This is a genomic window from Mesorhizobium sp. B2-3-15, assembly GCF_006442875.1.
GTDB lineage: Bacteria > Pseudomonadota > Alphaproteobacteria > Rhizobiales > Rhizobiaceae > Mesorhizobium > Mesorhizobium australicum.
This window is the reverse complement of record NZ_VFVO01000005.1, coordinates 44,518-63,176: the sequence shown is the minus strand read 5'-3', so window position 1 is coordinate 63,176 and position 18,659 is coordinate 44,518. Positions and strand designations below refer to the sequence as shown.

The following is an 18,659-nucleotide window of genomic DNA, read 5'->3' as shown; positions in this document are numbered from 1 at the left end:
TAAGGGAGGATCGAGCGGCATGTATCGGGCACCGGTCGAGGATATCGCGTTCACCCTGAAGCATGTGGCCGGCATGAAATCCGCCATCGATACGGGAGCGTTCGGAGACCTCAGCGAGGATCTGGTCGACGCCGTCCTCGGCGAGGCGGGCCGTTTCGCCTCCGAGGAGGTGGCCCCCCTTTATAAAATCGGCGACGAGCATGGCGCCGTGCTCGGCGATGGCGCGGTCACCACCCCGCCGGGGTGGAAGGAACTCTATCGCCGCTGGATCGAAGGCGGCTGGAATGCGCTCTCCGGGCCGGAAGAGTATGGCGGCCAGGCGCTGCCGACCATGCTCGGCGTCGCCGCACTCGAAATGTGGAACTCCGCCGCCATGGCCTTCGGCATCGGCCCGACGCTGACCATGGGCGCGGTCGAGGCGCTGGACAAGCACGCTTCCGAGGAACTCAAGGCGACATATCTGGCAAAGCTCGTCTCCGGCGAATGGATGGGCACGATGAACCTGACCGAGCCGCAGGCCGGATCGGACCTCGCCGCCTTGCGCGCCCGCGCCGAGCCCGCCGGCGACGGCACCTACCGTCTCTTTGGCCAGAAGATATTCATCACCTACGGCGAGCACGATTTCACCGACAACATCATCCATCTGGTGCTGGCGCGGCTTCCCGATGCGCCGGCCGGAACGCGTGGCATCTCGCTGTTCCTGGTGCCGAAATTCCTGGTCGGCGACGATGGCTCGCTCGGCGCGCGCAACGACGTCTTCTGTTCCGGCCTCGAGCACAAGCTCGGCATCCATGCCTCGCCGACCTGCACCATGATCTATGGCGACGGTTTTCAAGGCGCCAGGCCTGGCGCCATCGGCTGGCTGATCGGCGAGGAGAACAAGGGCCTCGCCTGCATGTTCACCATGATGAACAATGCGCGTCTTGCTGTTGGGATGCAGGGTGTCGCGGTCGCGGAAGCAGCGACCCAGAAGGCGATTGCCTATGCCAATGAACGCCGCCAGGGCAAGGCGGCGGATTACGCCGGCGCCGGCATGGCGCCGATCGTCCATCACCCCGACGTGCAGCGCAATCTCCTGACCATGAAGGCGCTAACCCAGATCGCGCGGTCGATCAGTTATTCCTGTGCCCATGCCATCGACATGGCGCGCGTGTCGTCTGGCGGCGAGGCGACGCATTGGCGCGACCGTGCTAATTTGCTGACTCCGCTCGCCAAGGCGTTTTCGACCGATGTCGGCGTGGAAGTTGCCTCGCTTGGCGTCCAGGTGCATGGCGGCATGGGCTTCATCGAGGAAACGGGTGCGGCCGCGTACTATCGCGACGCGCGCATCGCGCCGATCTATGAAGGCACGAACGGCATCCAGGCGATCGACCTGGTGACCCGAAAACTGCCGCTTGGCGGCGGCGAGCATGTGCATGGCTATATCGACGAACTGGCCGGCATCGCCAATGCGGTGCGAACGTCGAACCTCGAAGGTTTTGGCCGCACCGCCGACACTCTCGATCAGGCGCTCTCCGATTTGACGCAAGCGACGCGTTTCCTGCAGAAATTGTCGGCCGAGGGCCGGACGGAGGAGGCGCTGGCTGGCGCGACACCGTATCTCCGGCTGATCTCGCTTGCCGCCGGCGGCGCTTATCTGGCGCGGGCCGCTCTTGCCGACCAAGGCCGCATCGCGCTTTGCCGCTTCTTCGCCGAGAACCTGCTTGGCGAAGCCAGCGCTTTGAAGGAGCGCGTCATCGATGGCGCCGTCAGCCTGGCTGCTGCCGCCGAGGCACTGATTTCCGCCTGACCTTCACAAGGAAAACACCGTGACAGACCACATCCTCGTCGACCGCCAGGGCGCCATCCAGATCATCCGCATGAACCGGCCGGACAAGAAGAACGCGCTGACGCGTGCCATGTATGCGAAAATGTCGGCGGCCCTTGCCGAAGGCGACGCCGATCCGGCGGTCCGCGTCCATGTCTTTCTCGGCGTGCCCGGCGCCTTTTCCTCCGGCAACGACCTTGCCGATTTCATGGTCGTGGCCACCGGCGGCGGTGGCGGCACCGAAGTCTGGGATTTCCTGATCGCCCTGGCCGGGGTCGAAAAGCCCATCGTGTCCGGCGTCGACGGTATCGCGGTCGGCATCGGCACCACGATCAACCTGCACTGCGACCTGACTTTCGCCACGCCGCGCACCGTGTTTCGAACCCCCTTCGTCGATCTCGGCCTCGTGCCCGAGGCAGGATCGAGCCTTTTGGCGCCCCGCATCCTGGGCCAGCAGGGTGCTTTCGCCCTGCTCGGTCTCGGTGAGGGCTTTTCGGCCGAGCGCGCGAAGGCCGCCGGGCTGATCTACGAGGTGGTCGAGGAAGGTGGGCTGGAGGCTTCGGTGCTTGCAGCGGCCGGCCAGATCGCGGCCAAGCCACCGCAAGCGCTCAAGATCGCGCGCGACCTGATGCGTGGCTCACGCGACGATCTGGTTGCCCGCATCGGGATAGAGAGCGAGCATTTCCGCGAGCGGCTGAAATCCGACGAGGCGCGCGCCGCTCTCACGGCATTCATGACCAGGAAAAAGGGCTGAAGGTTTTTTCAGGGATAGAGCCTGGCCTTGTCCCAGCCGCCTGCCGCGTTGCGTGAAAAGACCACGCGGTCATGCAGCCGGAACGGCCGGTCGTGCCAGAATTCGATCGTCTTCGGCACGATCCGGAAGCCCGACCAATGTTTCGGTCGCGGGATTTCGCCGATGGCATAACGCGCCGTGTATTCTGCGACCGCCTTTTCCAGCGCGAAGCGGCTTTCCAGCGGGCGCGATTGCTTCGACGCCCAGGCGCCGATGCGGCTGCCGCGTGGCCGCGTGGCGTAATAGCTGTCGGCTTCCGCATCGCTGACGAGCTCCACCGGACCGCGAATGCGCACCTGGCGGCGCAGCGATTTCCAATGGAAACACATCGCCGCCTTCATGCTGCCAAGAATCTCCTGGCCCTTGGCGCTCTCGAAATTCGTGTAGAACACAAAGCCGCTTTCATCGAACCCCTTGAGCAGCACCATCCTTACGTCCGGCATGCCCTCGGCATCGACGGTCGCCAATGCCACGCCATTGGCATCGTTGATTTCGCTCTTGGTAGCGTCGTCCAGCCATGCGGCAAAGAGGCGAAACGGCTCGGCCGCCTCGGTAAAGTCACTGCTTGTTAACTCTGTGTCACTCATAGTTTTTCTCAAATTGTCACGAGACCAGGGAGGTTGCCGATTGTCGCGTATCGCGCAAGCTTTTGACAGCAGGCAATGGGGCGTTATCGCTTCAGCCAGCACGAAAGCGGCGATCGTGGCAGTCGCCCTGCCGCTCGCGGCCTGCGGTGCAGGTGGCTTCAGCCTGGAGAAGGCCGAAGTCGACCGCTCGATCCTGACCAGCAGCACATCGGCTTCGCCCAAGCCGGCCGATTCGGATCGCGACTCCGACCAGACGACGATCGGCAATGCGGTATCGTCCGCCGATATCGAGCAACTCGGCGGCCAGGCGGTGCCGTGGGCGAACACCGGCACCGGGTCGCGCGGCTCCATCACCGAACTGGCGGAATTGAAGGACAGCGGCCAGACCTGCCGCCGCTTCAAGGTTTCGCGCGAAAGCTTTGACGGCGTTGCCATGTTCCAGGGCGAACTCTGTCTTGCCGGTGCCGGCGGCTGGCGCATGCAGGGCTTCAAGGCACTCTGATTTTCCGCCGTTGATATGAAGGTCCGCTACTGGAATTTCTTCCTATGCGAGCGCATATAGGGGGCAAGTATGGACTCAACTCATTTCCAGGGCAGGAAGCATGCGCGACCCCTATGAGGTGCTGGGCGTTGCAAAGAACGCATCGGCCAAGGACATAAAATCGGCGTACCGGAAACTCGCCAAGAAGCATCATCCGGACCAGAATCCGAATGATCCCAAGGCGAAGGACCGTTTTGCCGCGGCCAATCAGGCCTATGAGGTCATCGGCGACGAGAAGAACCGTGCGGCTTTCGATCGTGGCGAGATCGACGCCGACGGCAAGCCGCGTTTCCAGGGTTTTGAAGGCGCGGCGGGCGGTGGCGACCCCTTTGCCGGGTTCCGCCGCCAGCAACAGGGCGCCGGAGGCTCGCGATTCGAGTTCCGCTCGGGCCGTCCGGGCGGCGATCCGTTCGACGGCAATAGCGATATCTTCAGCCAGATCTTCGGCGATGCCTTTTCAGGCGCGCGCGGGCCAGGCGCGGGCGACCGCCGCCAGACGGCGACAGCAGCCGACCTGAACGTCACGCTCGACGTCACCATCGAGGAAGCGGCCAATGCCGAGAAGGTGACGGCGATGTTCCCGGATGGCCGCAAGGTTGCGGTCAAGCTGCCGGCCTATGTCGAGGATGGCCAGACCATCCGGCTGAAGGGCCAGGGCGAGCAGGGACCGGGCCAACCCGGCGACGCACTGGTCAAGATCCATATCCGCCGGCATCCACGTTACCGCATCGAAGGCCGTGACCTGCACGCCGACCTGCCGGTTTCGCTGGCCGATGCGGTGCTGGGCGCCAAGGTGCCGGTCGAGACGCCGACAGGCAGGCTTGCGGTCAACGTTCCCGCCTGGTCGAGCTCGGACAAGGTCCTGCGGCTCAAGGGCAGGGGCTTGCCGGAGAAGGCCGGGGGCCATGGCGATCTCTATGCCCATGTGCGCATCATGCTGCCGGAAGGCGGCGACAGCGCGCTGGAATCGCTGTTGCGCGGCCAAAAAGGCTGATCGTGAGCTTTTGTCCCCCGAACTGTCCGGTTTGAACGCTTGAAGGGGCTCTGTGCCTGTGCGATAGGCACTCCACAAAGCAGATATCTTGCGGAGAACACGCATGGCGGGTGGACAGGGCCTGATGGCCGGCAAGCGCGGCCTGATTCTTGGCGTCGCCAACAACAGGTCGATCGCTTATGGCATTGCCAAAGCCTGCGTCGATCACGGCGCCGAGATCGCACTGACCTATCAGGGCGAAGCCTTCAAGAAGCGCGTCGAGCCGCTGGCCACGGAACTGGGCGCCTTTGTCGCCGGCCATTGCGACGTAACCGATCCGGCGAGCCTGGACGAGGTCTTCGCCAATGTTGCCAAGCATTGGGGCAAGCTCGACTTCCTCGTGCACGCCATTGCCTTTTCCGATAAGGACGAGCTGACCGGCCGCTATGTCGAGACGACGCGCGACAATTTCCTGCGCACCATGGACATTTCGGTCTATTCCTTCACCACCATCGCCAAGCGCGCCGAAGCGCTGATGACCGAGGGTGGTTCGCTGCTGACGCTGACCTACTACGGCGCCGAGAAGGTCATGCCGCACTATAACGTCATGGGCGTCGCCAAGGCGGCACTGGAGGCCAGCGTGCGTTATCTCGCTGTCGACCTTGGCGCCAAGAAAATTCGTGTCAATGCCATCTCGGCCGGCCCGATCAAGACGCTTGCCGCCTCCGGCATCGGCGACTTCCGCTACATCCTGAAGTGGAACGAATACAATTCGCCGCTGAAGCAGACGGTCACGCAGGAAGAGGTCGGCGATTCCGGCGTCTATTTCCTGTCCGACCTGTCGCGTGGCGTCACCGGCGAAGTGCACCATGTCGATTCCGGCTACCACGTCGTCGGCATGAAAGCGGTCGACGCTCCAGATATTTCGACGGTCAAGGATTAGGTCTCCCCGCCTTTCCTCCTTCCAGGCCCTGGCCCGATCTCCGGAAGAGCTGATGTACCCGCTGGTTTATATCGTGCGCCACGGCCAGACCGCGTGGAATGCCGAGTTCCGGCTTCAGGGCCAGGCCGATACCGATCTCAATGCTCTCGGCCGCGAACAGGCGAGCGCAAACGGGCATCGGCTGGCCGAACTCGTCGGCGCTCCCCAGGAATTCGACTTCGTCGCCAGTCCGATGAGACGCACGCGCGAAACGATGGAACGCATCCGCGCCGCCATGAGGCTCGATCCGCTCGCCTATCGAACCGATATCAGACTGATTGAAGTCAATTTCGGCGATTGGCAGAGTTTTACCTTCGCCGAGCTTGAGAGGCAGTCGCCCGGCGCGAGCCGATCCCGCGCACTGGACAAGTGGAATTTTCAGCCGCCAGGTGAAGGCGCGGAGAGTTACCAGATGCTGCTCGAACGGGTGAAGCCATGGTTCGATGAGCTTCGGGGGCAGACGATTTGCGTGACGCACGGGGGCGTCATGCGCACCCTGTTTCGCTTCGTGCTCGATATGGCCGAGGACGAGGCCGCGAACCTGGAGATACCGCAGGATCGCGTGCTCAAACTTGAAGGCAGGAGCCTGGAGTGGCTCGCCCGGTGACGCCAACTCCTAGTTCGTGTCGCTGTCCCCCGGCAGCTGCATGTCGGTGACGACGTTTTCGCCATCGGTCACATCGTAAGCAATGACGATGTCCATCCCCGGCTTCAGCGCATCAAGATCGGTTTCGGCGTTCAGCTTGTAAGATTTGCCGTCGTCCAGCGTCAGCGTCAGCGCGTCCTTGTCGATCTTCTTGATCAGGCCTTCGGTCTGGCCGGCAAAGGCGGCGGTGGAGAGCAGCAGCGTGGCGGCAACAGCGCCAATCAGGGTACGCATCATCGTCCTCTTTGGTCATTGCGCCGGCCTGGGTGGCGGCGGATCCTCAACGGCGAATGGAGGAGAGCAGAAACCAACCGAATGTGTCAAAACTAAATCCGTCGGATCACAGTTTGACCACTGTGGAAAACGCCAATAGAAGGCTGGCTTCAGCCGGTTTCGATGCCGGGCAGGGCACTTTCCATGTCTCACAACACGTTCGGCCATCTTTTCCGCGTCACCACCTGGGGCGAGAGCCATGGCGCGGCGCTCGGCTGCGTGGTCGATGGTTGTCCGCCGGGTATCCGTTTCACGCGCGATGAAATCCAGGCCGAACTCGACAAGCGCCGCCCGGGTCAGTCGCGCTTCGTTACGCAGCGCCGCGAGCCGGACGAAGTGAAGATCCTCTCAGGCTTCGTCCTCGACGAGGACGGCGCGACGATGATCACCACCGGCACGCCGGTGTCGATGTTGATCGAGAATGTCGATCAACGCTCGAAGGACTATGGCGAGATCGCCCGCCAGTTCCGGCCGGGCCATGCCGACTACACCTACGACGTCAAATACGGCATACGCGACTATCGCGGCGGCGGCCGCTCCTCGGCACGCGAGACCGCTGCCAGGGTCGCTGCCGGCGCGCTCGCCCGCAAGGTGGTGCCGGGCATGGTGGTGCGCGGCGCGCTCGTGTCGATGGGCGAAAAGTCGATCGACCGCGCCAACTGGAACTGGAATCTCATCGGCGATGCCGAGAACCCGTTCTTCACGCCGGATCCGGCTTCGATTCCTGTTTTCACGCGGTACCTCGACGGTATCCGCAAGGCCGGTTCCTCGGTTGGCGCGGTGATCGAGATCGTCGCCGACGGTGTGCCTGCCGGCCTCGGCGCGCCGATCTACGCCAAGCTCGACCAGGACATCGCGTCCGGCCTGATGTCGATCAACGCCGTCAAGGGCGTCGAGATCGGCAATGGTTTCGAGGCCGCCCGCATCACCGGCGAACAGAATGCCGACGAGATGCGCATGGGCAATGACGGCAAGCCGGTGTTCCTGTCCAACAATGCCGGCGGCATCCTGGGCGGCATCTCGACGGGCCAGGCGATCGTCGCCCGTTTTGCGGTGAAGCCGACTTCGTCGATCCTGACGCCGCGCAAATCGATCGACAAGGACGGCAGGGATGTCGAAGTGATGACCAAGGGTCGCCACGATCCTTGCGTCGGCATCCGAGCCGTGCCGATCGGCGAGGCCATGGTTGCCTGCGCCATTGCCGACCACTATCTGCGGCACAGAGGACAGACGGGGAAGGGAGGGGAATAGGGCCGTAGGGCAGTAGGGCAGTAGGGCAGTAGGGCAGTAGGTTACGCAGCCAGCCGAAACAGCCAGGATTTTCCTTTCCCCTACTGCCTTACTGCCTTACTGCCCTATTCCCCTACTGCCCTGCGAGCAAAGCGAGCGTTCCATGCCTTATGACCAGAAGAAGATCGTCGAAGCCATCCGCGCCTTCGAACGCGGCGAGATCGTCGTCGTCATGGACGATGACGGGCGCGAGAACGAGGGCGACCTGATCGTCGCGGCCGTCCATTGCACGCCGGAGAAGATGGCCTTCATCGTGCGCAACACGTCGGGCATCGTCTGCACGCCGATGCCGCGCGAGGAGGCTAAGCGGCTGAACCTCGCGCCGATGGTGGCCGACAATGATTCGGCCCACACCACCGCCTTCACCGTCAGCGTCGACTTCAAGCATGGCACGACGACAGGCATTTCGGCCGACGACCGCACGCTGACCGTGCGTAACCTCGCCAACGGCAATGTCGGTGCCTCCGATTTCGTTCGCCCTGGCCACATCTTCCCGCTCATCGCGCGCGAGGGCGGCGTCTTGATGCGCTCGGGTCATACCGAGGCGGCGGTCGATTTGTGCAAGCTCGCCGGCCTGCCGCCGATCGGCGTGATCTCGGAACTGGTCAACGACGATGGCACCGTCAAGCGCGGCCCGCAGGTCGCGGCTTTCGCCGAGGAGCATGGCCTCAAGCAGGTATCGGTCGCCGACCTCATCGCTTACCGGCAGCGCAAGGAGACCCTGGTCGAGCGCGTCGCCTGCTCCGACATCGAGACGCTGGGTGGCAAGGCGCAGGTCTTCACCTACACGCTGCCCTGGGACACGATGCATCACGTCGCCATCGTCTTCGGCGACATCCGCGATGGCGAGGAGGTGCCGGTGCGGCTGCATTCGGAGGATGTGGTGACCGACGTGTTCGGAACCAGCCACCGGCTCGACGGCATCATGAAGGCGATGGGCGAACGCAAGCGCGGCGTCATCGTCTATCTCAGGGAAGGCTCGGTCGGCGTTGCCCACCAGGAGCGCAACCGGCCGGCGCCAGGCGACCGCGAGGACCATGAAGAGGCGCGCCGGCGCGAGAGCGAATGGCGCGAGATCGGCCTTGGCGCCCAGATCCTGAAGGACCTCGGCATTTCCTCGATCAACCTGATTGCCTCGCGCGAGCGCCACTATGTCGGCCTCGAAGGCTTTGGCATCCACATCGCTAAGACCGAGATCATCTGAGCTCGCCAAACCCTGCCTGTCACTCGGCCGGGATTGCCGCCTCGCATCGTTCCAACTCGCATTCGTGGGTGGCGAGGCTGCGCTGGCCGAGCAGCACCGTGATCAGCGCGATAGCGCCTGACGTCACCGAAACCCAGAACCCGTTCTGGGCGCCGAACACATCCACCACCGCGCCGGCGGCAAACGAACCAAGCGCCATGCCGATGCCGATGCCTGTCGTCACCCAGGTGATGCCTTCGGTCAGCATCGCTTCCGGGACATGCCGCTCGATCAGGCCGAAGGCGGTGATGAAGGTCGGCGAGATCGCCACGCCACTGATGAAGACAGTCAGCGCGAGCGCTGGCACGGTGCTGGCGGTAAGCGGCAGCAGTGTGCCGAGCGCGACCAAGGCAACCGCGATGGCGAGCTGGCGCTGCAGCGGTGCTTTCAGGTTGAGCGCGCCGATGATGATGCCGAGCACGAAGGAGCCCAGCGCATAGACGCCGATGACGAGACTGGCAGTGCCCGGCTGGCCGAGTTCCTTGGTAATCGCCACCGTGCTCACCTCCGTCGTCGCGAAGGTCGCGCCGATGAAGATCATGGCGAAGGTGATGATTTGGACCGGCCCCAGGCGGATTGCCGAGCCGCTGGAGCCATGGTCCACCGGCCGCACTTGCGGCTCGGTCGAACGCTGCAGAATGAAGGCTGTCGAGCCCAAGGCGAGGAACAGCGTGCTGACGAGCACGCCCGCTTCCGGGAACAGCGCGGCGCTGAGGCCCACAGACAGCGATGCGCCGGCGATATAGACCAGTTCGTCCGCCGCCGACTCGAAGGCGAAGGCGGTGTTCATCTCGGACCGGCCCCGGAAAATCTCGGTCCAGCGCGCCCGCACCATGGCCGGCATGCTTGGCATCGCCGCGGCCAGCAGTGCCGACGCGAACAGCGTCCATACCGGCCAGCCTTGATTGGCCGATGCGATCAGGGCCGCGAATGCGAGCACGGAGATGATGGTGGTGGGTACGACAACCCGCGTCTGGCCGAGGCGGTCGACCAACCTCGATATCTGCGGCGCCAGGAAGGCATTGGCCAAGGCGAATGTCGCCGAAACCGCACCCGCCAGCCAGTATTCGCCACGCGTCTGCGACAGCATCGCCACGATGCCGATCGGCGCCATGGCGATCGGCAGGCGCGCCATGAAGCCGGCGGCGGCAAAGCCCCTGGCTCCGGGAGCGCGAAAGATTTCCGAATAGGGGTTTTGCATGATCCTGTTCCTCGACAAGGGGCGATTCGACAATTACATACGAGACGTATAAGTGTTAAATAGAGCATACGTCGCGTATGTCAATTGGCATACGGAGCGTATGTAAGTAAGGCCAGAAGCATGCATCGACCGCGCAAGGAGATGATCGCCGAGACACGCGCCAAGCTGATCGCCGCGGCGCGCCAGGCTTTCGGCACCATCGGCTATGCCGAAGCGTCGATGGATGATTTCACCGCGTCGGCCGGGCTGACGCGCGGCGCCCTTTATCATCACTTCGGCGACAAGAAGGGACTGCTTGAGGCGGTTATCGCCGAAATCGACGCGGAAATGGCGGCCCGGGTGAATGAGGTCGCGTCGCGGGCGCCGACCCGCTGGCAGCATTTCGTCGACGAATGCACCACCTATATCGAAATGGCGCTGGAGCCGGAAATCCAGCGCATCATGTTCCGGGATGGTCCGGCTGTGCTGGGCGATCCGGCACTGTGGTCGAATGCCAATGCCTGCGTCGGTTCAATGACCGATCATCTGACAGCGCTGCAGCGGGAAGGGGTGGTCGTCCCCGGCGTCGACCCGGAGTCGGCAGCGCGGCTGATCAATGGGGCGAGCAGCCAGGCCGCGCAGCGCATCGCCAATTCGCAAGATCCCGAAGCGACATCGAAGATGGTGGTGGCCGCGTTCAAGCAATTGCTCGAAGGCCTGCTGAAAAAGCCGGAAGCGCTTTCAAGATGAACCACCATGGCAGTCCCGCCACTGCCTGCAATTGACAATAGCCGGTTTGAGCGCATCCTCCGCAGCCATCTCTGAGGGGAGATTCGGGCATGTGGGATTTCGATATCGGCAGGTCGGTGTCCATCATGATGCGGACCTGGCCTTTCATTGTCTTTCGCATGATCATCTATTTTGGGATCACCCTGGCCTACATCGTGGCCACCGGCACCGGCGCCTCCGTCGGCTATGGCGTCGGCCATATTTCCACCGATCCCGACGGACCATTGTCTTTTGCGATGTGGGGCGGCGTGGTCGGTTTCGGCATCGTCTCGATCGCCGTCTACTGGATCCGCGAATACATTCTCTACGTCGTCAAGGCGGGCCATATCGCCGTCATGGTGCATCTGATCGACGGCAATGATATTCCCCACGGCCAGAACCAGATCGCCTACGCGAAAGAGGTCGTGACCGAGCGTTTTGCCGAGGCCAACATCCTTTTCGTCGTCGACCAATTGGTCAAGGGCGCCATACGCGCCATCACCGGCCTGCTCGGCGGCATCGCGGCCTTCCTGCCCATTCCTGGCCTGAGCGGCCTGGTTTCGTTCCTCAACACGGTGATTCGCCTGTCGCTGACCTATGTCGACGAGATCATTCTCGGCTACAACATCCGCATCAGTTCGTCCTCGCCGTTCGAAACCGCGCGCCAAGGCGTTGTGCTCTACGCCCAGAACGGCAAGACCATGGTCAAGAATGCCGTCTGGCTAGGGGTCATCATGTGGGGCGTGTCGTTCGTGATTTTCCTGCTGATGCTGGCTCCGGCAGCCGCTATTCTTTACGTCATGCCCGGGCAGCTCGCCGGCTGGGCTTTCGTGCTGGCAATCGTCTTTGCCTGGGCTTTCAAGGCGGCCTTCATTGAGCCGTTCGCCATTGCCTGCCTGATGCAGGTCTATTTCAAGACCATCGAGGGTCAGGTGCCCGATGCCGCCTGGGACGCCAGGCTGGCCGAAGCCTCGTCGAAGTTCAGGGAACTCAAGGACAAGGCGCTCTCCACTTTCGGCGGTTCGCGCTGGGGCACTGCCGGCGCGACGAGCTGATCAACCGGCCTCGCCGGCGCACCGGCGACGGTGCCGAGGCGCGCCACTGCTGATTTGAGCGGCGCTTCGCCTTGCCCGCGAAAAGTCTCGCTCATGATAAGCTCGGGCAACGGCAGCCGCCGGCCCCAGCCGTGTGTTTCGAGATCCGGCTTCGGTGCGAACTCGGAAACACGGCCGACGCAGAGATAGGCGATCGGTGTCACCTGGTCGGGAATGGCCAGCAAGCTTTTCAGCGCTTGCGCCTCGATGATGCTGACCCAGCCGACGCCAACGCCTTCGGCGCGTGCCGCCAGCCAGAAATTCTGCACCGCGCAGACCGTGCTGTAGAGATCCATCTCCGGATTGTGCCAGCGCCCCAGCGGCGAGCCTTTCGAGCGTTCGCGGTCGCAGGTGATGCAGATGTTGAGAGCGCTTTCGCAAATGCCTTCGAGCTTGAGCTTGCGGTAGAGCGCCTGCCGTTCTGCCTCGATTTCAGGCAGTTCCCGTTCTCGCGCGGCCAGGAACAGGTCGCGCACTTCCGCCCGCCGCGCGGCATCGCGAATGACGATGAAATTCCAAGGTTGCATGAAGCCGACCGACGGCGCGTGGTGGGCGGCAAGCAGCAGCCGCGCCAGCACCTCGTCGTCGATGGCCTCCGATGTAAAATGGCTGCGGACGTCGCGCCGCGTGAAGATGGCGCGGTAAACAGCGTCGCGCGCAATCTGGTCAAATCCATCGCCCATTGGAGTGGTCATAGCTTCCGGCATCGCTTGTCCCCTTGCGATTGCAATCGATGTCATCCGCCTGACCATGCGGATGACGATGCCTGCCAGGCCGGTCTTCTGGCTCGGGATCAACCCGCGTCCGGTGCCTTCCCGTCATCGACAGTGGCATTTACCGGCGCGGTCCCCCTCACAGCGTTGGGCACGCCACGGAGTTCAACCGTGTTCCCGATTCTCCCGCCAGGGCATTTGCAGCCAAGTGGAATCACTTGGCGTCGCAAAATGCGGCTAAAACAAACAGCCCGGCGGGCACCAGGCAGTGGTTGCGACCTTACGCCGAAGGGCCGGCGCCGCCAATGCCCGCAGCGACATGAATGGACGCAGGTTCGATTTTCCCCAGCGATCAAGCCGCAACGCATGGCCATCACGACGCCGGGGCACTAGATAGGGGGCATGGCCACCCGTCTCTACACGCACCCGATCTTTCTCGAACACATCACGCCGCCCGGTCACCCCGAGCGGCCCGACCGCCTGCGCGCCATCGAGCGCGTGCTCGACGACGAAGCTTTTGCCACGCTTGACCGCGTCGAGGCACCGCACGGCGACGAGGCGACCATCCTCTACGCGCATCCCGCCGATTTCGTCGCGCGTGTCCGCGCCGCCATCCCCGACGAAGGCATTGCCCGCATCGACGCCGACACCACCGCCAGCCCGAAAAGCTGGCAAGCGGTGATTACGGCGATCGGTGCCGCCAATGCTGCCGTCGACGACGTCTTTGCGGGCCGCGCCGACAACGTTTTCGTCGCCGCCCGTCCGCCCGGCCACCATGCCGAAAAGACCACGGCCATGGGCTTCTGCTTCTTCAACACGGCGGCAATCGCAGCGCGCCATGCGCAGAAGAAGCACGGCGCCGAGCGTGTCGCGGTCGTCGACTGGGACGTGCACCACGGCAACGGCACGCAGGATATTTTCTGGGACGATCCCTCGGTGCTCTATTGCTCGACGCACCAGATGCCGCTTTATCCCGGCACGGGCGCGAAGAGTGAGACCGGCGCCGGCAACATCGTCAATGCGCCGCTGGCGCCTCGGACGGGCAGCGAGGTGTTTCGCGATGCGTTCCTGTCGCGCGTGCTGCCGGCACTCGACAATTTCGCGCCGGATCTGATTATCGTTTCGGCCGGCTTCGACGCGCACCATCGCGACCCGCTGGCGGAAATCAATCTGACCGAGGACGATTTCGACTGGGCGACCGGCCAGCTGATGCAGCGCGCCGCAATCCACGGCGGCAACCGGCTCGTCAGCCTGCTCGAGGGCGGCTACGATCTGCAGGGATTGGCATTTTCGGTCGCCGCCCATGTCGGGCGACTGATGAAAGGATGAATGATGACCGGTGAGATCAACGAAGACGTCAAGGCGATGAGCTTTGAACAGGCACTCGACGCACTGGAGAAGATCGTCGATGATCTGGAGCGTGGCGACGTGCCGCTCGACCAGTCGATCCGGATTTACGAGCGGGGCGAGGCGCTGAAGGTCCATTGCGACCGGCTGCTGAAGGCCGCCGAGGACAAGGTCGAGAAGATCAGGCTGTCGCGCGACGGCAAGCCGGTTGGAACCGAGCCGCTCGACGCGGACTGAGGTCCGGAGCAGCCTACCGGTTTTTGGACACGATCATCATTGAGGATACAGTTCGTCCCGATTGAAACGGACAAGAGGAGATACGGAAGCGATGTGCAGAAACATCAAGACCCTGTTCAATTTTGATCCGCCGGCAACCAACGACGAAGTCCGCGACGCGGCACTGCAGTTTGTCCGCAAGCTGAGCGGCACAACGCGGCCTTCTGCCAAGAACCAGCATGCGTTCGATCATGCCGTCGAAGCCATCGCGGCATCCGCACGCGAATTGCTCGATTCCCTCGAAACCCACCAGCATCCGCGCAATCGCGAAGAGGTGGCGGCCAAATTAAAAGCAAAAGCGGCGATCCGGTTCGCCTGATATGCCCAAGCGACCATTGACCGCTGACGAGGAGAGTTCATGAGCTTCTTCCCCGGCAAGGACCCTGAGGCCGGCGATGCCTTCGCCAGCGACCAGATCGAGTTGATGGTTATCCCCAACGCCAAGGACATTGGCGGTTTCGAGGTGCGTCGCGCCTTGCCGACAGCCAAGCGGCGCCTGGTCGGGCCGTTCATCTTCTTCGATCGAATGGGCCCCGCGATCATGCGTGCCGGCCAGGCGCTCGATGTCCGTCCCCACCCGCATATCGGCCTGTCGACCGTGACCTATCTGTTCGACGGCAAGATCAGGCACCGCGATTCGCTCGGCACCGAAATGGTCATTCAACCCGGCGACGTGAACCTGATGACGGCCGGTCGCGGCATCGTCCACTCCGAACGCACGCCGCAGGAATTGCGCGGCGCGCCGATGTCGATCTCCGGCCTGCAGACCTGGTTGGCTCTGCCGGACGGCAAGGAAGAGGTGGCACCGGTGTTCGAGAACACAGCGGCGCTGCGGCTTCCCGAAATCGACGCCGAAGGCGTCAGCGGCCGCGTCGTCATCGGCGATTTCCAGGGGTTGCGGTCTCCGGTGCGGGCCGATTCCGAAACACTCTATGCAGATTTGCGGCTGGCGCCTGGCGCCAGCGTCAAAATCCCGCGCGATGCCGAGGAGCGCGCCATCTACACGCTGGAGGGCGAGGTTTCGATTTCGGGTGATGCCTTTCCAGCGGAACGGCTGCTGGTGTTCCGGCCCGGCGACGAGATCATCATATCGTCATCGATGGGTGCGCATTTCATGCTGTTCGGCGGCGCGTCTCTCGGTTCGAAGCGCTACATCTGGTGGAATTTCGTTTCCTCGTCCAAGGAGCGCATCGAGCAGGCCAAGCAGGAATGGAAGACCGGCCGCTTCGATATCGTTCCTGGCGATGAGAAAGAATTCATCCCGCTGCCGGAAGGCTGAGAAGATCGTGAGGGGCTGACCGTCCGCGTCAGCGACACGCATTTACTTTCGCCGGCCGGCGGCCTATCCGCCGATGAACAGAAAGTCTGGGCCCAACGTGAACGCAACGCCGCATACGCCGCTTCTCGATAGGGTTCGCGTCCCGGCCGACCTGCGCACGCTGGCCGAGAGCGACTTGCCGCAACTGGCATCAGAGCTTCGCCTCGAACTGATCGACGCGGTGTCGCGCACCGGCGGCCATCTCGGAGCCGGGCTGGGCGTGGTCGAACTGACCGTGGCGCTGCACTATGTCTTCAACACACCCGATGACCGGCTGATCTGGGATGTCGGCCACCAGGCCTATCCACACAAGATACTGACCGGCCGTCGCGACCGCATCCGCACCTTGCGCCAGGAAGGCGGGTTGTCGGGCTTCACCCGCCGAGCCGAGAGCGAATACGACCCGTTCGGCGCCGCCCACTCCTCGACATCGATATCGGCCGGCCTCGGCATGGCCGCCGCCCGCGACCTCTCAGGCGGGCGCAACAATGTCATCTCCGTCATCGGCGACGGCGCCATGTCGGCCGGCATGGCTTATGAGGCGATGAACAATGCCGGCGCGCTCGATGCGCGCCTCATCGTCATCCTCAACGACAATGACATGTCGATCGCCCCGCCAACCGGCGCCATGAGCGCCTATCTGGCGCGTCTGGCTTCCGGCAAGGCCTATGTCGGCCTGCGCGACTTTGGCAAGAAGCTGACCTCCTATCTAGGCAAGCGGGCCGATCGAGCCATCACCCGCGCGGTCGAGCATGCGCGCGGTTACGTCACCGGCGGCACCTTGTTCGAGGAACTCGGCTTCTATCACATCGGCCCGATTGACGGTCACAATCTGGAGCATCTCATCCCGGTCCTGAAAAATGTCCGTGACAACGGCAAGGGTCCGGTGCTGATCCATGTCGTCACCCAGAAGGGCAAGGGCTACGCGCCGGCGGAAGCGGCCGCCGACAAGTATCATGGCGTCAACAAATTCGACGTCATCACCGGCGCACAGGCCAAGGCGCCGGCCAATGCACCGGCCTACACCAAGGTGTTTGCCGAAAGCCTGATCCAGGAGGGCCGCGAGGACGACCGCATCGTCGCCGTCACCGCCGCCATGCCGGGCGGCACCGGCCTCGACCTGTTCGGCGAGGTGTTTCCGTCAAGGACTTTCGACGTCGGCATTGCCGAGCAGCATGCGGTGACCTTCGCCGCCGGCCTGGCGACGGAAGGCTACAAGCCCTTCGCCGCGATCTATTCGACCTTCCTGCAGCGTGCCTACGATCAGGTCGTCCATGACGTCGCGATCCAGAAACTGCCGGTGCGTTTCCCCATCGATCGCGCCGGCTTTGTCGGCGCCGACGGTGCCACCCATTGCGGCGCGTTCGACACCACCTTCCTGGCAAGCCTGCCGGGCTTCGTCGTAATGGCCGCGGCCGACGAGGCGGAATTGCGTCACATGGTGCGCACCGCCGCCAGCTATGACGACGGGCCGATCGCCTTCCGCTATCCGCGCGGCAACGGCGTCGGCGTCGACATGCCCGAGCGCGGCTCTGTTCTGGAGATCGGCAAAGGCCGCGTCGTCCGGGAAGGCAGCAAGGTTGCCCTCCTGTCCTTCGGCACAAGGCTGCAGGATTGCCTCATCGCGGCCGAGGAACTCGGCGCGGCCGGGCTTTCCACCACGGTCGCCGATGCCCGTTTCGCCAAGCCGCTCGACCAGGATCTGATCCGGCGGCTGGCCCGCTCGCATGAGGTTCTGGTGACGGTGGAGGAGGGCGCAATTGGCGGCTTCGCCAGCCATGTGCTGCAATTCCTCGCCCATGAAGGACTGCTCGAAAGCGGCCTGAAGGTACGCCCGCTGGTGCTGCCGGATGACTTCACCGACCACGCCAAGCCAGAGAAGATGTATGCCGATGCTGGCCTCGACGTCGCCGGAATCGTGCGCACCGTATTCACCGCGCTCGGTCATACGGTCCGCGCCCAGCGCGCCTGAATCAAAACCTCAACAGCTTGAATCAGTTTGCCGGCTCGATTTTATAAGGCATTGTTAACGTTGCCGTTTGGCGTTTTGCTTACCCTGTCCCTTGGCCGTTTTTCAACGCCGCCCTGCTAGATCACAGCCAGGCAGGGAGACAACGAGAATGAAGACGCTTCTGTGCGGCGCGGCCTTCTTGGCGGTGATGGTCGTACCGGCTGCCGCCGAAACGCCCTACGACCGCAATCTCGAAAAGGCGGCGATAGGCATTGTCGCCGGCAAGATGGGCGATATCCGCGGCGGCTTTTCCTACAAGCAAATTCCGCAGCTTGTGGTGCCGCCGGATCCTTCGCCTGTATCACCTGTTGCGACCGGGCATGCGCGTGAGCAGGCTTCAGGCGGTCGAGACGACGGTTTGTCTCCAGCCATCGAGCGCCAGGCTCCGCGAACCATCTTCTAAAACCACATGTCGCGTACGCAGCGGCCGTCGCGCGGCAGATCGTCGTACGTGTCGAGACCATCGAAATGGTCGATCGGCAGATCGGCCACGGCCTCGGGGGGCGCCAGCCGGACATTGACGGCCATGCGTCTTCGACCCGAGGCGCTGGCGCGCAGTCCGCGCCAGCCGAGCACGCAGGCGCAACGCGGGCAGAACAGGATCTCGAGCGACGGGTCTTCCTGTCCGGCGCGCGTATAGCTGCCCATTGGCCCCGAAACGCGAATGCGTTCGTCGACATAATCATAGGCCCAGAGCGTGCCATAGCGGCGGCAAAGCGTGCAGTTGCAGGCCGTCACCGGGCCGGGGTCGCCCTCCAGCGTCCAGTGGGCGGCGCCACAGTGGCAGGTTCCCGTCAGCATTCGTTCTCCTTCGAGT

The 18,659-nt window shown here is 63.5% G+C and carries 20 protein-coding genes, 1 pseudogene and 1 riboswitch; of the genes and pseudogenes, 16 read left to right on the top strand and 5 right to left on the bottom strand.

Translation table 11 applies throughout. The annotated features are described in order from the left end of the window. The first annotated feature begins 19 nt into the window (after window positions 1-19). Both FJ954_RS11950 and FJ954_RS11945 read left to right on the top strand, forming a co-directional pair. Window positions 20-1,789: an acyl-CoA dehydrogenase family protein gene (locus FJ954_RS11950; RefSeq protein ID WP_140661427.1), complete on the top strand. Its 1,770-nt coding sequence runs from the start codon at window positions 20-22 to the stop codon at window positions 1,787-1,789. 19 nt (window positions 1,790-1,808) lie between these two features. After that, on the top strand, window positions 1,809-2,561 hold the full coding sequence (locus FJ954_RS11945) for a crotonase/enoyl-CoA hydratase family protein (RefSeq protein ID WP_140661426.1): 753 nt from the start codon (window positions 1,809-1,811) through the stop codon (window positions 2,559-2,561). A gap of 8 nt (window positions 2,562-2,569) precedes the next feature. On the opposite strand, the gene pdxH is transcribed toward FJ954_RS11945, so the two are convergent. Next, window positions 2,570-3,187: a pyridoxamine 5'-phosphate oxidase gene (pdxH, locus tag FJ954_RS11940; protein ID WP_140617306.1), complete on the bottom strand. Its 618-nt coding sequence runs from the start codon at window positions 3,185-3,187 to the stop codon at window positions 2,570-2,572. Window positions 3,188-3,227: 40 nt separating this feature from the next. On the opposite strand from pdxH, the gene FJ954_RS11935 reads away from it, so the two are divergent. The 4 genes from FJ954_RS11935 to FJ954_RS11920 all read left to right on the top strand — a co-directional run bounded on the left by FJ954_RS11935 (window position 3,228) and on the right by FJ954_RS11920 (window position 6,290). Further along, the gene (locus tag FJ954_RS11935) at window positions 3,228-3,689 is read left to right on the top strand and encodes an RT0821/Lpp0805 family surface protein (RefSeq protein ID WP_015318820.1); all 462 of its coding nucleotides are present in this window, start codon (window positions 3,228-3,230) and stop codon (window positions 3,687-3,689) included. Between the two features lie 100 nt (window positions 3,690-3,789). Continuing rightward, window positions 3,790-4,722 carry a J domain-containing protein gene (locus FJ954_RS11930; RefSeq protein WP_015318819.1) on the top strand — a complete coding sequence of 311 codons (933 nt, stop codon included), beginning with the start codon at window positions 3,790-3,792 and terminating at the stop codon, window positions 4,720-4,722. A 103-nt stretch (window positions 4,723-4,825) separates the two neighbouring features. Then, window positions 4,826-5,644, top strand: a complete 819-nt coding sequence (gene fabI / locus FJ954_RS11925) for an enoyl-ACP reductase FabI (RefSeq protein WP_140661425.1) — start codon at window positions 4,826-4,828, stop codon at window positions 5,642-5,644. 52 nt (window positions 5,645-5,696) lie between these two features. After that, complete coding sequence (locus FJ954_RS11920) at window positions 5,697-6,290, top strand: histidine phosphatase family protein (protein ID WP_140661424.1); 594 nt, start codon at window positions 5,697-5,699, stop codon at window positions 6,288-6,290. A 9-nt stretch (window positions 6,291-6,299) separates the two neighbouring features. On the opposite strand, the gene FJ954_RS11915 is transcribed toward FJ954_RS11920, so the two are convergent. Further along, window positions 6,300-6,563 carry a DUF1344 domain-containing protein gene (locus tag FJ954_RS11915; protein WP_015318816.1) on the bottom strand — a complete coding sequence of 88 codons (264 nt, stop codon included), beginning with the start codon at window positions 6,561-6,563 and terminating at the stop codon, window positions 6,300-6,302. Window positions 6,564-6,746: 183 nt separating this feature from the next. On the opposite strand from FJ954_RS11915, the gene aroC reads away from it, so the two are divergent. Next, a complete protein-coding gene (gene aroC, locus FJ954_RS11910; RefSeq protein ID WP_140661423.1) occupies window positions 6,747-7,853 on the top strand; it encodes a chorismate synthase in 1,107 nt (368 codons plus the stop codon). A gap of 142 nt (window positions 7,854-7,995) precedes the next feature. Further along, window positions 7,996-9,096 carry a 3,4-dihydroxy-2-butanone-4-phosphate synthase gene (gene ribB / locus FJ954_RS11905; protein WP_140661422.1) on the top strand — a complete coding sequence of 367 codons (1,101 nt, stop codon included), beginning with the start codon at window positions 7,996-7,998 and terminating at the stop codon, window positions 9,094-9,096. Between the two features lie 19 nt (window positions 9,097-9,115). Here the strand turns inward: ribB and FJ954_RS11900 are convergent, their stop codons facing one another. Continuing rightward, window positions 9,116-10,336, bottom strand: coding sequence for an MFS transporter (locus FJ954_RS11900; RefSeq protein ID WP_140661421.1), 1,221 nt, complete (start codon window positions 10,334-10,336; stop codon window positions 9,116-9,118). Between the two features lie 120 nt (window positions 10,337-10,456). On the opposite strand from FJ954_RS11900, the gene FJ954_RS11895 reads away from it, so the two are divergent. Together FJ954_RS11895 and FJ954_RS11890 are read left to right on the top strand one after the other, a co-directional pair. Next, window positions 10,457-11,065, top strand: coding sequence for a TetR/AcrR family transcriptional regulator (locus tag FJ954_RS11895; protein ID WP_015318812.1), 609 nt, complete (start codon window positions 10,457-10,459; stop codon window positions 11,063-11,065). 89 nt (window positions 11,066-11,154) lie between these two features. Next, window positions 11,155-12,138 (top strand): hypothetical protein, encoded by a 984-nt coding sequence (locus FJ954_RS11890; RefSeq protein ID WP_224587714.1) that lies wholly within the window; start codon window positions 11,155-11,157, stop codon window positions 12,136-12,138. A gap of 116 nt (window positions 12,139-12,254) precedes the next feature. Here the strand turns inward: FJ954_RS11890 and bluB are convergent. Next, window positions 12,255-12,860, bottom strand: a pseudogene (gene bluB, locus FJ954_RS31995) (5,6-dimethylbenzimidazole synthase); the annotation flags it as partial. A gap of 71 nt (window positions 12,861-12,931) precedes the next feature. Beyond that, window positions 12,932-13,114: riboswitch (cobalamin riboswitch) on the bottom strand. Window positions 13,115-13,292: 178 nt separating this feature from the next. On the opposite strand from bluB, the gene FJ954_RS11880 reads away from it, so the two are divergent. From FJ954_RS11880 to FJ954_RS11855, 6 genes are all read left to right on the top strand, one after another. Then, entirely contained in the window at window positions 13,293-14,219 is a 927-nt protein-coding gene (locus FJ954_RS11880; RefSeq protein WP_140661419.1) for a histone deacetylase family protein, read from the top strand. 3 nt (window positions 14,220-14,222) lie between these two features. Further along, the gene (locus tag FJ954_RS11875) at window positions 14,223-14,474 is read left to right on the top strand and encodes an exodeoxyribonuclease VII small subunit (protein WP_015318808.1); all 252 of its coding nucleotides are present in this window, start codon (window positions 14,223-14,225) and stop codon (window positions 14,472-14,474) included. A gap of 91 nt (window positions 14,475-14,565) precedes the next feature. Continuing rightward, window positions 14,566-14,832, top strand: coding sequence for a DUF2277 domain-containing protein (locus FJ954_RS11870; protein WP_015318807.1), 267 nt, complete (start codon window positions 14,566-14,568; stop codon window positions 14,830-14,832). A 39-nt stretch (window positions 14,833-14,871) separates the two neighbouring features. Then, window positions 14,872-15,792 (top strand): pirin family protein, encoded by a 921-nt coding sequence (locus FJ954_RS11865; protein ID WP_140661418.1) that lies wholly within the window; start codon window positions 14,872-14,874, stop codon window positions 15,790-15,792. Between the two features lie 73 nt (window positions 15,793-15,865). Next, a complete protein-coding gene (gene dxs / locus FJ954_RS11860) occupies window positions 15,866-17,803 on the top strand; it encodes a 1-deoxy-D-xylulose-5-phosphate synthase (protein ID WP_015318805.1) in 1,938 nt (645 codons plus the stop codon). Between the two features lie 148 nt (window positions 17,804-17,951). Then, window positions 17,952-18,245, top strand: coding sequence for a hypothetical protein (locus FJ954_RS11855; RefSeq protein WP_015318804.1), 294 nt, complete (start codon window positions 17,952-17,954; stop codon window positions 18,243-18,245). On the opposite strand, the gene FJ954_RS11850 is transcribed toward FJ954_RS11855, so the two are convergent. Continuing rightward, entirely contained in the window at window positions 18,242-18,643 is a 402-nt protein-coding gene (locus FJ954_RS11850; RefSeq protein ID WP_140617295.1) for a GFA family protein, read from the bottom strand. The genes FJ954_RS11855 and FJ954_RS11850 overlap by 4 nt on opposite strands. Window positions 18,644-18,659: the final 16 nt, after the last annotated feature.

Bases quoted from the DNA above. Each gene is read 5' to 3' on its own strand.
- FJ954_RS11950 (WP_140661427.1), top strand. From the start codon at position 20: ATGTATCGGGCACCGGTCGAGGATATCGCGTTCACCCTGAAGCATGTG.
- pdxH (WP_140617306.1), bottom strand. From the start codon at position 3,187: ATGAGTGACACAGAGTTAACAAGCAGTGACTTTACCGAGGCGGCCGAG.
- FJ954_RS11930 (WP_015318819.1), top strand. From the start codon at position 3,790: ATGCGCGACCCCTATGAGGTGCTGGGCGTTGCAAAGAACGCATCGGCC.
- fabI (WP_140661425.1), top strand. From the start codon at position 4,826: ATGGCGGGTGGACAGGGCCTGATGGCCGGCAAGCGCGGCCTGATTCTT.
- FJ954_RS11920 (WP_140661424.1), top strand. From the start codon at position 5,697: ATGTACCCGCTGGTTTATATCGTGCGCCACGGCCAGACCGCGTGGAAT.
- FJ954_RS11915 (WP_015318816.1), bottom strand. From the start codon at position 6,563: ATGCGTACCCTGATTGGCGCTGTTGCCGCCACGCTGCTGCTCTCCACC.
- aroC (WP_140661423.1), top strand. From the start codon at position 6,747: ATGTCTCACAACACGTTCGGCCATCTTTTCCGCGTCACCACCTGGGGC.
- ribB (WP_140661422.1), top strand. From the start codon at position 7,996: ATGCCTTATGACCAGAAGAAGATCGTCGAAGCCATCCGCGCCTTCGAA.
- FJ954_RS11900 (WP_140661421.1), bottom strand. From the start codon at position 10,336: ATGCAAAACCCCTATTCGGAAATCTTTCGCGCTCCCGGAGCCAGGGGC.
- FJ954_RS11895 (WP_015318812.1), top strand. From the start codon at position 10,457: ATGCATCGACCGCGCAAGGAGATGATCGCCGAGACACGCGCCAAGCTG.
- FJ954_RS11890 (WP_224587714.1), top strand. From the start codon at position 11,155: ATGTGGGATTTCGATATCGGCAGGTCGGTGTCCATCATGATGCGGACC.
- FJ954_RS11880 (WP_140661419.1), top strand. From the start codon at position 13,293: ATGGCCACCCGTCTCTACACGCACCCGATCTTTCTCGAACACATCACG.
- FJ954_RS11875 (WP_015318808.1), top strand. From the start codon at position 14,223: ATGACCGGTGAGATCAACGAAGACGTCAAGGCGATGAGCTTTGAACAG.
- FJ954_RS11870 (WP_015318807.1), top strand. From the start codon at position 14,566: ATGTGCAGAAACATCAAGACCCTGTTCAATTTTGATCCGCCGGCAACC.
- FJ954_RS11865 (WP_140661418.1), top strand. From the start codon at position 14,872: ATGAGCTTCTTCCCCGGCAAGGACCCTGAGGCCGGCGATGCCTTCGCC.
- dxs (WP_015318805.1), top strand. From the start codon at position 15,866: ATGAACAGAAAGTCTGGGCCCAACGTGAACGCAACGCCGCATACGCCG.
- FJ954_RS11855 (WP_015318804.1), top strand. From the start codon at position 17,952: ATGAAGACGCTTCTGTGCGGCGCGGCCTTCTTGGCGGTGATGGTCGTA.
- FJ954_RS11850 (WP_140617295.1), bottom strand. From the start codon at position 18,643: ATGCTGACGGGAACCTGCCACTGTGGCGCCGCCCACTGGACGCTGGAG.